Origin of the sequence: Streptomyces roseofulvus, assembly GCF_039534915.1 — a bacterium.
In the GTDB taxonomy this organism is placed as follows: Bacteria; Actinomycetota; Actinomycetes; order Streptomycetales; family Streptomycetaceae; genus Streptomyces; species Streptomyces roseofulvus.
Genome location: NZ_BAAAWE010000001.1, coordinates 2,638,394 through 2,651,970 on the forward strand (window position 1 = coordinate 2,638,394; position 13,577 = coordinate 2,651,970).

13 protein-coding genes are annotated in these 13,577 nt (G+C 74.1%); 5 read left to right on the plus strand and 8 right to left on the minus strand.

The features are described 5' to 3' along the window. Positions 1–20: 20 nt before the first annotated feature. Positions 21–1,043: an aldo/keto reductase gene (locus tag ABFY03_RS12215; RefSeq protein WP_319014010.1), complete on the minus strand. Its 1,023-nt coding sequence runs from the start codon at positions 1,041–1,043 to the stop codon at positions 21–23. Beyond that, positions 1,040–1,459 carry a MerR family transcriptional regulator gene (locus ABFY03_RS12220; RefSeq protein WP_319014009.1) on the minus strand — a complete coding sequence of 140 codons (420 nt, stop codon included), beginning with the start codon at positions 1,457–1,459 and terminating at the stop codon, positions 1,040–1,042. The genes ABFY03_RS12215 and ABFY03_RS12220 overlap by 4 nt, the downstream gene beginning before the upstream one ends. A gap of 66 nt (positions 1,460–1,525) precedes the next feature. Here ABFY03_RS12220 and ABFY03_RS12225 point away from each other — a divergent pair, with 66 nt between their 5' ends. After that, entirely contained in the window at positions 1,526–2,341 is an 816-nt protein-coding gene (locus ABFY03_RS12225) for a serine hydrolase domain-containing protein (RefSeq protein WP_319014048.1), read from the plus strand. Positions 2,342–2,369: 28 nt separating this feature from the next. Here ABFY03_RS12225 and ABFY03_RS12230 read toward each other — a convergent pair whose 3' ends face one another. Genes ABFY03_RS12230 through ABFY03_RS12250 form a run of 5 tightly spaced genes read right to left on the minus strand, consistent with a single transcriptional unit; the run spans position 2,370 to position 8,172 of the window. Continuing rightward, on the minus strand, positions 2,370–2,984 hold the full coding sequence (locus ABFY03_RS12230; protein ID WP_346169893.1) for a hypothetical protein: 615 nt from the start codon (positions 2,982–2,984) through the stop codon (positions 2,370–2,372). Beyond that, entirely contained in the window at positions 2,981–4,615 is a 1,635-nt protein-coding gene (locus tag ABFY03_RS12235) for an ATP-binding protein (RefSeq protein ID WP_386723569.1), read from the minus strand. Before ABFY03_RS12235 ends, ABFY03_RS12230 begins: the two co-directional genes overlap by 4 nt. Further along, entirely contained in the window at positions 4,612–5,295 is a 684-nt protein-coding gene (locus ABFY03_RS12240) for a response regulator transcription factor (protein ID WP_319014007.1), read from the minus strand. Before ABFY03_RS12240 ends, ABFY03_RS12235 begins: the two co-directional genes overlap by 4 nt. Positions 5,296–5,344: 49 nt before the next feature. Further along, the gene (gene murJ, locus ABFY03_RS12245; RefSeq protein ID WP_346169894.1) at positions 5,345–6,973 is read right to left on the minus strand and encodes a murein biosynthesis integral membrane protein MurJ; all 1,629 of its coding nucleotides are present in this window, start codon (positions 6,971–6,973) and stop codon (positions 5,345–5,347) included. Next, positions 6,970–8,172 (minus strand): lipid II:glycine glycyltransferase FemX, encoded by a 1,203-nt coding sequence (locus ABFY03_RS12250; protein ID WP_386723570.1) that lies wholly within the window; start codon positions 8,170–8,172, stop codon positions 6,970–6,972. Before ABFY03_RS12250 ends, murJ begins: the two co-directional genes overlap by 4 nt. A 211-nt stretch (positions 8,173–8,383) precedes the next feature. Here ABFY03_RS12250 and ABFY03_RS12255 point away from each other — a divergent pair, with 211 nt between their 5' ends. After that, the gene (locus ABFY03_RS12255; protein WP_319014005.1) at positions 8,384–9,565 is read left to right on the plus strand and encodes a L,D-transpeptidase; all 1,182 of its coding nucleotides are present in this window, start codon (positions 8,384–8,386) and stop codon (positions 9,563–9,565) included. 6 nt (positions 9,566–9,571) lie between these two features. On the opposite strand, the gene ABFY03_RS12260 is transcribed toward ABFY03_RS12255, so the two are convergent. Beyond that, positions 9,572–10,222: a pirin family protein gene (locus ABFY03_RS12260; RefSeq protein WP_346169895.1), complete on the minus strand. Its 651-nt coding sequence runs from the start codon at positions 10,220–10,222 to the stop codon at positions 9,572–9,574. Between the two features lie 81 nt (positions 10,223–10,303). Here ABFY03_RS12260 and fasR point away from each other — a divergent pair, with 81 nt between their 5' ends. From fasR to ABFY03_RS12275, 3 genes are all read left to right on the plus strand, one after another. Next, complete coding sequence (fasR, locus tag ABFY03_RS12265; RefSeq protein ID WP_319014003.1) at positions 10,304–11,485, plus strand: fatty acid biosynthesis transcriptional regulator FasR; 1,182 nt, start codon at positions 10,304–10,306, stop codon at positions 11,483–11,485. Between the two features lie 89 nt (positions 11,486–11,574). Next, positions 11,575–12,492: an ACP S-malonyltransferase gene (locus tag ABFY03_RS12270; protein ID WP_319014002.1), complete on the plus strand. Its 918-nt coding sequence runs from the start codon at positions 11,575–11,577 to the stop codon at positions 12,490–12,492. An 18-nt stretch (positions 12,493–12,510) separates the two neighbouring features. Next, the gene (locus ABFY03_RS12275) at positions 12,511–13,542 is read left to right on the plus strand and encodes a ketoacyl-ACP synthase III (protein WP_319014001.1); all 1,032 of its coding nucleotides are present in this window, start codon (positions 12,511–12,513) and stop codon (positions 13,540–13,542) included. Positions 13,543–13,577 lie beyond the last annotated feature (35 nt).

A 13,577-nucleotide genomic window follows, 5' to 3' on the forward strand; every position in this document is an offset into this window, starting at 1 on the left:
GGGCGGCCGGGAGCGGGCGGTCAGACCTCGCGGGCGGCCGACGTGGAGCTCATGTCGGGGTAGCGGTCGCCCGCCACCAGGCCCGCGAGGGGTTCGAGGGCGGCGAGCTCGGCGTCGGTGAGGGTGATGCGGGTGGCGGCGGCGTTCTCCGCCAGCCGGGACCGCTTGCGGGTGCCGGGGATGGGGACGACCGTCAGCCCGTGGACGGCGGCGCGCTGCTGCACCCAGGCGAGGGCGATCTGCGCGGGCGTCGCCCCGTGCGCGGCGGCGATCTTCCGGACCGGGTCGAGGAGGGCCGCGTTCCGCTCGGCGTTCTCGCCGGTGAAGCGGGGCTGGAAGCGGCGGAAGTCGCTCGGCGACAGGTCCTTGCCGGCGTCGGCGAAGGCGCCGGTGAGGAAGCCGCGGCCGAGCGGCGAGTACGGCACGAAGGTGACGCCCAACTCGGCGGCGGCGGCCACGGCGGAGCGCTCCACGTCCCGGGAGAAGAGCGACCACTCCGACTGGAGGGCGGTGATCGGGTGGACGGCGTGCGCCTCGCGCAGCTCCGGTCCGGTGACCTCGCTCAGCCCGAGGTGGCGCACCTTGCCCTCGGCGACCAGCTCGGCCATCGCGCCGACGGACTCGGCGAACGGCACGGACGGGTCGCGCCGGTGCATGTAGTAGAGGTCGATGGTGTCGGTGCCGAGGCGGCGCAGGCTGCCCTCGACGGACTTCCGGATGTAGGCGCGGTCGTTGCGGACGCCGCGGTGGGCGGGCCGCTCGGGGTCGCGCTCGATGGCGAACTTGGTGGCGAGGACGATCTCGTCCCGGTGGGCGGCGACGAAGGGGGCGAGGAACTCCTCGTTGGCCCCGTTGCCGTAGATGTCGGCGGTGTCGATCAGGGTGACGCCGGCCTCCAGGGCCGCGTCGAGGGTGTCCCGGGCGGCGGCCTCGTCGGTGTCGCCGTAGAACTCGCTGATGCCCATGGCGCCGAAGCCCTGGACGCCGACCTCGGGGCCGTCCTGGCCGGGGCCGAGGCGTACGGTGTCGATCCTGTCGGTCATGAGGAAGTGCCTCCGCAGATGGTGCCGTAGTGGTCGATCTTGAGGTCGAGCACGGCGAGCGTGGACTGGAGCTCGGCGATCCGGGACCGCACGTCCCGGCGGGTGGCCTCCAGGAGGGCCCGGCGCTCCGCGTGGGTGTGGGCGCCCTCGCGGACCAGCTCCGCGTACCGGACCATGTCCGCGACCGGCATCCCGGTGAGCCTCAGCTTGCCGACGAACTCCAGCCAGTCCAGGTCCCGTTCGGTGAAGCGGCGCTGCCCGGTGTGCGACCGGTCGACGTGCGGCATCAGGCCGATCCGCTCGTACCAGCGCAGGGTGTGCGCGGTGAGCCCGGTCAGGGCGGCGACCTCGCTGATCGTGTAGCGGTCCTTCCGTCGGGACCCGGTCGTGCTCTCGACGCTCTCGATCACGCTCATGCCCCCACGCTAAGAGGTTGGAGTGCACTCCAAGCAAGTAGGCTCGGAGCCATGCAGAGCAGCAGCGTGCCGAGTCTGGCGGCGATCGAGAACTGGCCCGTCCCCACCGCGGCGGCGGCCGTGGTCCGTGCGGACGGCACGGTGGCCGGGAGCCACGGGCCGACCGGGCACCGCTTCCCGCTCGCCTCGGTGACCAAGCCGCTGGCGGCGTACGCGGTGCTCGTCGCGTACGAGGAGGGGGCGATCGACCTCGACGAGCCGGCCGGGCCCGAGGGCTCGACCGTGCGGCACCTGCTCGCCCACACCTCCGGGCTCGCCTTCGACGAGAACCGGGTCCAGGCCGCGCCGGGCACCCGCCGGATCTACTCCAACACCGGCTTCGAGGTCCTCGGCGACCTGGTCGCCAAGGCCACCGACATCCCCTTCGCGGACTACCTCCACCAGGCGGTCCTGGAGCCGCTGGGCATGACGAGCACGACGCTCGACGGCTCGCCCGCCAAGGACGCGGTGTCGACCGTGGACGACCTGGTGCGGTTCGCGGCCGAGGTGCAGGCGCCCCGGCTGCTCGACGCCCGCACGGTGCTGGACGCGATGACGGTGACGTACCCCGGCCTGACCGGCATCCTGCCCGGTTACGGGCACCAGCGGCCCAACGACTGGGGGCTCGGCTTCGAGATCCGGGGCGCCAAGGCCCCGCACTGGACCGGCACCACGTCCTCGCCGCGCACCTTCGGCCACTTCGGCCAGTCCGGCACCTTCCTGTGGATCGACCCGGACGCGCGGGCCGCCTGTGTGGCGCTCACGGACCGGGCCTTCGGGCCGTGGGCCGTCGAGGCGTGGACCCCCTTCACGGACGCCGTCCTCGCCGACCTGCGCCGCTGACGCGACGCCTTCCCCCGGGTCTCCGGCCTCAGCGGGCCGCGTCCTCGCAGGTCGTGGCCGGACGGGTGCCGTCGGGGCCTTCGACGGTCACCGGGGCCGCGCCGGAGCGGTCCACGGCGTGGGCGGCCGTGCACACCAGCTGGACGACCGCGCCCGGCGACAGCTCCCGCGCCGCGAAGGGGGTCCGGACCCGGATCCCGCCCGCGGGCTCGGACTCGACGCGGATCGGCTCGCCGCTCTCGGGCAGCTCGGTGGTGAGGCCGGCCCGGACCTCGCCGCCGCCGGGTCCGGCGAGCAGCTCGGCGAGCACCTTCATGACGGCGGGAGAGGAACCGTACGGGGGCTCGGCGTCGGACCCCGAGCCGGATCCGCCCGTGGCGGAGGACATCTCGCCCGCCTCATGGCCGACCTCCGGCCAGGTCCGCTGGGGGCGGGGGAACGAGGTGATGTCGGGGTCCCGTGACACCGGCATCGGCATCCCGTCGGGGCCGAGGAAGTAGAGCAGTCTCCGGCTCTCGGGGTCCGGCCGGACGACGACGGTCGGCGCCTCGCCCGCCTCCACGACCTCGCTGCCCTGGATGCCGCAGCCGGCGACCAGCGGCAGCGCGGCGAGCAGCGCGCCCCATGCGGGCCGGCGCCTCACAGCGGGATCCTGACCGTGAAGACGGCGCCGCCGGCCGGGTGGTTGGCGGCCTCGACGGTGCCGCCGTGCAGACGGACGTTCTCCTGGGTGATCGCCAGGCCGAGGCCGCTGCCGGCGGAGCGGGCGCGGGCCGGGTCGGCCTTGTAGAAGCGCTCGAAGACGTGCGGCAGGACGTCCGGGTGGATGCCGGGGCCCCGGTCGGAGACCTGGACGACGAGCATGGACCCGCCGTCGGCGTACACCCGGACGGTGACGGGCGCGCGGCCGTGCCGCAGCGCGTTCCCGACCAGGTTGGCGACGACGACGTCGAAGCGGCGGGGGTCGAGCCGGGCCCTGATCCCCTCGTCGAGGAGCGCGTGGACCTGCTCGGGGTCTCTCCAGTGCCGGCTGCCGAGGGTCTTGCGGACGCAGTCGGCGACGTCGACCTCGTCGGTGTGGAGCTCGGCGGCGCGGGCGTCGAAGCGGGAGATCTCCATCAGGTCCTCGACGAGCACGGCGAGTTTGACGGTCTCGGCGCTGATCAGCCGGACGGCGCGGGCCGTGTCGCTGTCCAGGGCCTCGGCGTCCTCGTCGAGGACCTCGGTGACGGCGAGCATCCCGGCGAGCGGGGTGCGCAGTTCGTGCGAGACGTCGGAGGCGAAGCGGCGGGCGCGGGCCTCGGCGCGGCGCAGCTCGGTGACAGAGCGCTCCAGTTCGGCGGCGGACTCGTTGAAGGTGCGGGCCAGGTCGGCGAGTTCGTCGCTGCCCTTGGCGTGGATGCGGGTGTCGAGGCGGCCGCGGCCCATGCTGTGGGCGGCGTGGCGCAGTTCGCGGACCGGGCGGAGGACGCCCCGGGCGGCGAGCAGCGCCGGGATCAGGGCGATGGCGAGGGCGGGCAGGGCGCCGTCCCGGGCGGCGGTGACCATGGCCTCGACGTTGGCCTCCTCCTCGTCCAGTTCCATGACGGCGTAGACGACGAGGCCGGTGGGCTGGGGGGTCTCGTCCTTCGCGCTGAGGAAGACGGCGGGGACGGCCATCGTCAGATAGGTGGTGCCTCCCTTGACCACCCGCTGGAAGGCTGTGTGCGGGGTGCCCTCCCGGCTGTGGGCGCGGGCCCTCAGCTCCGGGGTGAGGACGGAGGACTCGGGGCGGTCGGTGGAGGAGACGCGGAGGGCGCCGTACTCGGCGTAGACCCGCCAGGTGCGGGGTTTGCCCTGGCGGGCGATGCTCTGCAGGGTGTCGCGGAGCATGTCCTCGTCGGGAGGCAGCTCGATGTTGAGGGCGTCGACCTGCTGGCGGAAGGCGGAGACGGCGGTGTTCTGCGTCTGCTCCAGGATGGCGCTGCGGGCGGCCCGGTAGGTGAGGGCGGCGGTGGTGCCGCAGCCGACGGCAGCGACGAGCAGGAACGCGAACACCAGCCGCGTCCGCAGCCCGAACGGCCGGGGCCTGCGCCCCCGCATCCGGGCCCGGCGGCCGCGCGAGGGGCCGTGCTCCGGCCGGCGGCCGGTCTCCGGGGCCGTGTCGTACGCGGGCCTGGCGGCGGGTGCGGACGCCGACGGCCCGGATGTGCGCGCCGACGGCCCGGGGGCGGCGGCGGCCGGTCCGGGCTCGCGCTCCGTGCCCGGCTCCTCACCGGGTACGCAGGTCTTCACAGCGGGCCGAAGCGGTAGCCGAAGCCCCGCAGGGTCTGGATGTAGCGGGGGTCGCCGGGGGTGTCCTCGATCTTGGCGCGGAGGCGTCGCACACAGGCGTCCACCAGCCGCGCGTCCCCGTGGTAGTTGTGCTCCCAGACGTGCTCCAGGAGCTGCTGGCGGCTGAAGACCTGCTCGGGGGCGGCGGTGAGGTGGAGCAGCAGCTTGAGCTCGGAGGGGGCGAGGGCGAGCCGTTCGCCGTTCTTGGCGACGGTGAGGCCGACCCGGTCGACGGCGAGGGCGCCGTGGTGCTCGACGGCGGGGCGGCCGCCGCCGGGCTCCTCGATGCGGCGCAGCACGGCCCGGATGCGGGCCTCGATGACCTCGGTGCGGGCGGGTTTGACGATGTAGTCGTCGGCGCCCGCCTCCAGGCCGATGACGACGTCGAAGTCGTCGCCGCGGGCGGTGAGCATGATGATCGGGAGCTGGCTGTTCTCGCGGACCCGGTTGCAGACCTGCACGCCGTTCATGCCGGGCAGCATGAGGTCGAGCAGCAGCAGGTCGGGGCGGAACTCGCCGAGGGCGGCGAGCCCGGCCTCCCCGGTGGCGGCCGTGCGGACCTCGTGCCCGCGGCGCCGGAGCCCGAGCTCGACGCCTTCGCGGACCGAGGGGTCGTCTTCGATGAGGAGCACGCGAGGCATTCGTGGAGTATCCCAAGGTCGGTGGCGGGCCCCGCGGGGCCCCCGGTGGTCAGGCCCGGCGGGTGAGCCGGGCCGCGGCGCCGGTGAGGAGGGCGGAGACCTCGGTGAGGCGCAGCGGCCGGGCGAGGGCGGCGAAGGCGCCGAGGACGGTGACCGCGCCGGCGAGAGCGGAGACGACGGCGCCGGCGGGGGCGGTTCCGTCGGCGACGAAGAGGCCGTAGCCGGCGGCGGGGACGGCGGCGATCAGCAGCCGGCCGAGGCCCCTGCCGTCCTCGCCGTCGGCGGCGGGCAGGCGGCGCCGGAGGACGTGGGCGGTGAGTGCCCAGCCCGCCCAGAGGGCGAGCGAGTAGCCGGCGGCCATGCCGGTGACGATCCAGCGGGTGGGCAGCCAGTGGTACGCGGCGAGGGAGAGCAGCGCGTTGAGGCCGGCGATCACCAGGTTGAGCAGGAAGGGGGTGCGGGTGTCGCGGAGCGCGTAGAAGGCGCGGGTGCAGACGTACTGGCCGGAGAGGGCGACGAGGCCGGGGGCGAGGGCCGTCAGGGTCCAGGCCATGGCGCGGACGTCGGCGGCGTCGGTCGCGCCGTACCCGAAGACCAGCGACATCAGCGGGACGGCGAGGGCGAGGAGGGCGCAGGCGGCGGGGACGACGGCGGCCGCGGTGGTGCGCTGGGCGTAGCCGACGTCGCGGCGGACGGCGGCGAGGTCGCCGTCGGCGGCGGCGCCGCTCATGCGCGGCATGAGGGCGGTGACCAGGGAGACGGTGACGATGCCGTGCGGGACGGCCCACAGCAGGTAGGCGTTGTTGTACGCGGCGAGGCCGGCGCCGCCGGTGTCCGCGTCCGTGCCGGCGGAGGTGGCGACCCAGGTGGTGACCCAGTAGGCGGCCTGGTTGGTGAGGACGAGCAGGACGAGCCAGCCGGCGGCGCGCAGCGGGGCGGTGAGGCCGCTGCCGCGCCAGTCGAAGCGGGGCCGGAAGCGGAAGCGGGCGGCGCGCAGCGAGGGCAGCAGGGCGAGGGCCTGGGCGGCGATGCCGGCGGTGGTGCCCCAGCCGAGGAGCGCGGTCTCGCCGGCGGTGAGCTCGCCGCCGTCGCTCACGGCGAGGAAGAGGCCGAAGACGGCGACGACCACGACGTTGTTGAGGACCGGCGTCCACATCATGGCGCCGAACCGGCCGCGGGCGTTGAGGACCTGCCCGAGGAGGGTGAAGAGGCCGAGGAAGAGGATCTGCGGGAGGCACGCGCGCGTGAACGCGATCGTGAGGTCCCGCTGGCCGCCCTCGTAGTCGGTGTACGCGTCGACGAGGGCGGGCGCGGCGAGGACCGCACCGGCCGTGAGGACGGTGAGGGCGAGGGCGCAGAGGGTGAGGAGGCGGTCGGTGTAGGCGGCGCCGCCGTCCTCGTGCTCCTTGGCGGCCTTGACCAGTTCGGGGACGAAGACGGCGTTGAGGGCGCCGCCGAGGAGGAGCATGTAGACGATGGTGGGGACGGAGTTGCCCACCGCGTAGCCGTCGGCGGCCAGGCCCGCGCCGAGGGCGGCGGCGACGACGGCGGCGCGGACGAAGCCGGTGGCCCGGGAGACGATCGAGCCGGCCGCCATGACGGCGCCGCTGCGCAGCGCGGACGGCTTCTTCTCCGGTGCTTCGGGACCGGTCGGGCCTGCGGTGAGCGTGGTCGTCATCGGCGGGCCAGGTAGGCCTGGAAGGCGCGGTACAGCGCCTGGTTGGTCGTGCCGTGCATCGGTGTCTCCCACTCCCCCAGCGTCTCGACGACCTGTCCGCCCGTGCCGAGCTTCCAGCGCAGCAGCCCGTGGCCGCGGTCGTCCGGATCGAGGGTGGAGGGTACCCCGCGCAGGTCGTAGACATCGGCCCCGAGGGCGTGGGCGTCGAGCAGCATCCGCCACTGGAGGGCGTTGGAGGGGCGGACCTCGCGGCGGTGGTCGGCGGAGGCACCGGTCTGGTACCAGACCCGACGGCCGACGGTGATCATGGTGTGGGCGGCGAGGATCTCGCCCTCGTGGCGGGCGAGGTAGAGCTTCATCCGGCCGGGGTGTTCGGCGTTGAGGACGGCGTACTGGCGCTCGTAGTAGGCGAGGGAGCGGCCGAGCCGGAAGCCGTCGCGTTCCTCGGTGATCCTCAGGAGGCGGTGGAACTCGGGCAGGTCGGCGGCGGAGCCGACGGTGATCTCGACGCCGGACTTGCGGGCCTTGCGGACGTTGCGCCGCCACTCCTGGTTGAGTCCGGACCACAGGTCGTCGGGGGTGCGGCCGGTGAGCGGGACCTGGAAGACGTGGCGGGGCTGGGCGTCGGCGCCGTCCTCGGAGTCGCCGCCGCAGCGCTTCCAGCCGCGGGCGCGGAGCCGTTCGGCGACGGCGGTGCCGAGCGGGTCGACCTCGTCGGCGAGGACGTCGCCGAGCCGGCGGCCGGGCCCGGTGGCGGCCTTGACGGTGGCGGCGGTCCAGCGGCGGTGGGCGGGCCCGGGCCCGATGCGTACGGCGAAGGCGCCGGAGGCCTTGAGGTGGGCGAGGAGCGGGTCGAGCCAGCGGTCGAGGCCGGGGTCGGCCCAGTCGGCGACCGGCCCCTCGGGGAGGTAGGCGAAGTGCTTGCGGGTGCCGGGGAAGGCGCGCAGCAGGACCAGGGCGACGCCGGTCAGTTCCCCCGACTCGGTTCCCCAGCCGAGGAGTTGGTGGCTCCAGCCGTCCTTCACCTGGGCCCAGGCGGGGAGCTGGAGGAAGCTGGGGCCGTCCGGTCCCGTGGCGCGGGACGCGAGGAAGGCGCGGTACACCTCGGGGGTCACGGGTCCGAGCCGGACCGGGCCTGCGGGCGGCGCGGCGGCGGGGCGGCGCTTCGCGGGTGCGGGCGTCACGAGCAGCGCTGACACAACGGGAGCCTCCTTGGTTCGGCCGCTCCGGGTGGCGCGGCGCACAGCAGGCTCACAGCCGGATGAGACCGGTCCGCGCGGCGTGTGTGACGGGACGATGACCGTTCTTCACCAGCCCCCGTCACATGGGCCCCGGGCCGGGCGGAGGCCGGTGGCGGCGGCCTAGAGTCCGGACATCCCACCCTTCTCTCCCCTCTCCAGGAGGTGCTCCGTGCCGCCGATACGCACGTCCCGGCCCGCTCTCGCCGCCGTCGCCCTGGCCGTCTCCCTCACCGCGTGTACGGCCCAGGCCGCGAGCGGTCCCGGCTCCTCGGCCGATCCGGCGAAGGGCGCCGCGCAGGACGGGCCGCCCGCGAAGGTGACCGTCGTCGACCCGGCCGCCGGGAAGCCGGTGACGGTGACGGCGGCGGGCGGGACGTTCTCGTCGGTGACGGTCACGGACGCGGACGGCGGGCGGCTCGACGGCCGGCCCGCCGCGGGCGGGGAGCGCTGGACCTCGGCGCGCAAGGCGGTGCCGGGCGCCTCGTACACGGTCGTGGCCGTGACCCGTACCCCCGGCGGGAAGGAGACCACGACCCGGTCGACCTTCACGACGGAGGCGGCGGACCGGGTGAACAAGCTGACGCTGGCGCCGGGGAAGAACACCACGGTCGGCGTCGGGCAGCCGCTGTCGATCGTCTTCGACCGGCCGGTGACGCGGAAGGCCGACGTGGAGCGGCAGTTGAAGGTCACCACCTCGAACGGCACCGAGGGGTCGTGGGGCTGGGTGACCGACTACTCGGGCCGGGACCGGGTGGACTGGCGGCCCCGGGAGTACTGGAAGCCGGGGACGAAGGTCACGCTGGAGGCGGACCTGAACGGCACGGACTCGGGCGACGGCTGGTTCGTGCGCGACTACCGGACCGGGTTCACCATCGGCGCGGCGCAGGTCGTGAAGGTGGACCTGGACGCGAAGCGGCTGAGCCTGGTGAAGGACGGCCGGACGGTCCGTACGATCCCCGTCTCCGGCGGCACCCCCGGCGGCGACAAGCGGTCCTGGCGGGGCACGGCCGTCCTGATGGCGAAGGAGGGCACGATCCGGATGAACTCCGAGACGGTCGGGCTCGGGGACGCCTACGACAAGATGGTCGACTACTCGATGCGGCTGACCTGGTCGGGGATGTACGCGCACGCGGCACCGTGGAACGCGGGGAACTTCGGGGTCGCCAACCGCAGCTCCGGCTGCATCGGCATGAGCACCGAAGACGCGAAGTCCTTCTACGCGAGCGTCCACGTCGGGGACCCGTTCGAGATCCGCGGCGGGGACACGAAGGGCGTGGTCGCGGAGGGGAACGGGTACGGGGCGTGGAACCTGTCCTGGGCGGACTGGAAGGCGAAGAGCGCGCTGGGCTGAAGGCGCTCAGCCGCGGAACGCCCACACCAGCAGCTCCGCGGCCTCCGCGGCCTCCACGGCCGGGGGCCGCTCCGCCGTGATCCGCGCGGCGTCGCCCGCCGTGAGGGTCTCGCCGGCCAGCCGGACCGCACCCCTGACCACGTGGACGTAGAGGGTGTCCGCGTCGGGGAGGGGCACCTCGTCGCCCGGTGACGGGCGGTGGACGTGGAGGGTCGCGTCCGCCGCCGGGAGGGCGTACGTGTCCGGGAGGGCCGGGACCAGGGTGTACGCGGGCTCCCCGCCGGTCTCGCGCGGGGCCAGCCACATCTGCACGAAGGTCAGCGGGGTGTCGCCCGCGTTGCGCTCGACGTGGCGGACGCCGGCCGCGGCGCTGAGGTGCTGGAGGTCGCCGGGGCGGACCCGCGTCTCGTGGCCCGCCGTGTCGCGGTGGGTGAGCTCGCCCTCGACCACCCACGTCACGATCTCCGTGTGGGAGTGCGGGTGCTCGTCGAAGCCCGCGCCGGGGGCCAGCCGCTCCTCGTTGACGGCGAGGAGCGGGCCGAAGCGGAGGTTGTCGGGGTCGTAGTACGGCCCGAAGGAGAGGGCGTGGCGGGTCTCGACGCCGGCCTCGGGGTCGCCGCCCGGGTACCGGTCGCCGGCGCGCTGGATGCGGATCACCCCCGTACGGTAGCGGGGCGGCCGGGCGCGAAACCGCCCCGACCCCGCACGTCGGCGCCCGGATGAGGCAGTCTTGTCCCCGTGTCTGAACCCACGAACGCCGCTCATCCGCACGCCGCGACCCTGAAGCGCCTCGAACAGTCCTCCGGGCGGCTCGCCGCGAACGCCATCGCCCGCATGGACGAGACGCTGCCGTGGTACCGGGCGATGCCGCCCGAGAACCGCTCGTGGATCGGACTGGTCGCGCAGGCCGGCATCGCCGCGTTCACGGAGTGGTTCCGGCATCCGGAGACTCCGCAGGCGATCTCCACCGACGTCTTCGGCACGGCGCCGCGCGAGCTGACCCGGGCGATCACGCTCCGGCAGACCGTGGAGATGGTCCGGACGACGATCGAGGTCATGGAGGTCGCGATCGAGGAGGTCGCGGCGCCCGGCGACGAGTCGGTGCTGCGCGAGGCGCTGCTCGTGTACGCCCGGGAGATCGCCTTCGCGACCGCCCAGGTGTACGCGCAGGCGGCGGAGGCGCGCGGCGCCTGGGACGCGCGCCTGGAGTCGCTGGTGGTGAACGCGGTGCTGTCCGGCGAGGCCGACGAGGGCGCCGTGTCCCGGGCCGCCGCGCTCGGCTGGAACTCGCCGGACCACGTGTGCGTGATCCTCGGCACCGCCCCGGACGGGGACAGCGAACTGACCGTGGAGGCGATCCGGCGGGCGGCCCGGCACGCCAAGCTCCAGGTGCTCACCGGGGTGCTCGGCGACCGGCTGGTGGTCATCGCGGGCGGCTCCGACAATCCGCTGGCCGTGGCGAAGGCGCTGATCGGGCCGTACGCCGCGGGCCCGGTCGTGGCCGGTCCCGTGGTGCCGGACCTGCTCGCGGCGACCCGGTCCGCGCAGGCCGCCGCCGCCGGACTCAAGGCGTGCACGGCGTGGCAGGACGCGCCCCGGCCGGTCCTCGCGGACGATCTGCTTCCGGAGCGGGCGATCGCCTCGGACCCGTCGGCCCGCGAGCAGCTGGTGGAGGAGATCTACAGACCGCTGGAGGAAGCGGGCTCGGCGCTGCTGGAAACTCTGAGTGTCTACCTGGAGCAGGCCAGCAGTCTCGAAGGCGCGGCGAGGATGCTCTTCGTCCACCCGAACACCGTGCGCTACCGGCTTCGACGTGTGACCGACGTCACCGGCTGGTCACCCTCCGACGTCCGATCCGCGTTCACCCTGCGGATCGCCCTGATCCTCGGGCGCTTGGCCGACGCGGACGGCCAGTCCTAGACTTTTGTCGGACACCAACAATTACCCCGACGGTTCTTCGTCCTAGTCCCCACGGGCGCCGGACACCGTCCCCAAGAGAGAGTGTGAGGGTGCTCGTACTCGTCGCTCCCGGCCAAGGCGCTCAGACGCCCGGCTTCCTGACTCCCTGGCTCGAACTGCCCGGCACCGCCGACCGCCTGGCGGCCTGGTCGGACGCCATCGGGCTCGACCTCGTCCACTACGGCACGAAGGCGGACGCGGACGAGATCCGTGACACCGCCGTGGCCCAGCCGCTGCTCGTCGCGGCCGGCCTGCTCTCCGCCGCCGCCCTCGGCGACGCAGCCCCCGGCGCCGTCGCCGGTCACAGCGTCGGCGAGTTCACCGCGGCCGCCTTCGCGGGCGTCCTCGACGACACCGCCGCCCTCCGTCTCGTGCGGACCCGGGGTCTGGCGATGGCCGAGGCCGCCGCGATCGCCCCGACCGGCATGTCGGCGCTGCTCGGCGGCGACCCCGAGGTGACCGTCCCGCACCTGGAGAAGCTCGGCCTGACCCCGGCCAACGTGAACGGCGCGGGCCAGATCGTGGCCGCCGGCACGCTGGAGCAGCTGGCCGCCCTGGAGGCGGACAAGCCCGAGGGCGTCCGCCGGGTCGTCCCGCTCAAGGTGGCCGGCGCCTTCCACACGCACCACATGGCCCCCGCGGTCGCCACCCTGGAGCAGGCCGCCCAGGAGCTGTCCCCGGCCGACCCGACCGTGCCGTACGTCTCCAACAAGGACGGGCGGACCGTCGCCACCGGCGCCGAGGTCCTCGCGCGCCTGGTCGGCCAGGTCGCCAACCCGGTCCGCTGGGACCTGTGCATGGAGACCTTCCAGGCGCTCGGCGCGACCGCGCTGATCGAGGTCTGCCCCGGCGGCACCCTGACCGGCATCGCCAAGCGCGCGCTGCCGGGCGTGGCCACCGTGGCCCTCAAGACTCCCGACGACCTGGACGCGGCCCGTACGCTCGTCGCCGAGCACACGGCCGTCTGACGAGGAGTGTCGAGAAGCATGTCGAAGATCAAGCCCAGCAAGGGCGCCCCGTACGCACGGATCCTGGGCGTCGGCGGCTACCGCCCGGCGCGGGTCGTGCCCAACGAGGTGATCCTCGAGAAGATCGACTCGTCCGACGAGTGGATCCGTTCGCGCTCGGGCATCGCCACCCGTCACTGGGCGTCCCCCGAGGAGACCGTCACCGCCATGTCGGTGGAGGCGTCGGGCAAGGCGATCGCCGCGGCCGGGATCACCCCGGAGCAGATCGGCGCCGTCGTCGTCTCCACCGTCTCGCACTTCAAGCAGACCCCGGCCGTCGCCACCGAGATCGCCGACAAGATCGGCGCCGGGAAGCCGGCCGCGTTCGACATCTCCGCCGGCTGCGCGGGCTTCGGCTACGGCCTGACGCTCGCCAAGGGCATGATCGTCGAGGGCTCGGCGGAGTATGTCCTCGTCATCGGCGTGGAGCGGCTCAGCGACCTGACCGACCTGGAGGACCGCGCGACGGCCTTCCTCTTCGGCGACGGCGCCGGCGCGGTCGTGGTCGGCCCCTCCGACGTGCCGCACATCGGCCCCACCGTCTGGGGTTCCGAGGGCGACAAGTCGGAGACGATCAAGCAGACCGTGCCGTGGAACGAGTACCAGCTGGGCGACGTCTCGAAGCTGCCGCTCAACGAGGCCGGCGAGATCAAGTTCCCCGCCATCACGCAGGAGGGCCAGGCGGTGTTCCGCTGGGCCGTCTTCGAGATGGCGAAGGTCGCCCAGCAGGCGCTCGACGCCGCCGGCATCTCGGCGGACGACCTGGACGTCTTCATCCCGCACCAGGCCAACATGCGGATCATCGACTCGATGGTGAAGACCCTGAAGCTGCCGGAGCACGTCACGGTCGCCCGTGACGTCGAGACCACCGGCAACACCTCGGCCGCCTCGATCCCGCTCGCGATGGAGCGGCTCCTGGCGACCGGACAGGCGAAGAGCGGCGACACCGCGCTCGTCATCGGCTTCGGGGCGGGTCTCGTGTTCGCCGCGACGGTCGTTACTCTCCCCTAGGCGCTCGGGATCTCCCGGAAGCCACCCATCACCGA

What these genes read in the sequence shown, in the direction of transcription:
- ABFY03_RS12220 (WP_319014009.1), bottom strand. Translation starts at nt 1,459, where the DNA reads ATGAGCGTGATCGAGAGCGTCGAGAGCACGACCGGGTCCCGACGGAAG.
- ABFY03_RS12215 (WP_319014010.1), bottom strand. Translation starts at nt 1,043, where the DNA reads ATGACCGACAGGATCGACACCGTACGCCTCGGCCCCGGCCAGGACGGC.
- ABFY03_RS12240 (WP_319014007.1), bottom strand. Translation starts at nt 5,295, where the DNA reads ATGCCTCGCGTGCTCCTCATCGAAGACGACCCCTCGGTCCGCGAAGGC.
- ABFY03_RS12275 (WP_319014001.1), top strand. Translation starts at nt 12,511, where the DNA reads ATGTCGAAGATCAAGCCCAGCAAGGGCGCCCCGTACGCACGGATCCTG.
- murJ (WP_346169894.1), bottom strand. Translation starts at nt 6,973, where the DNA reads ATGACGACCACGCTCACCGCAGGCCCGACCGGTCCCGAAGCACCGGAG.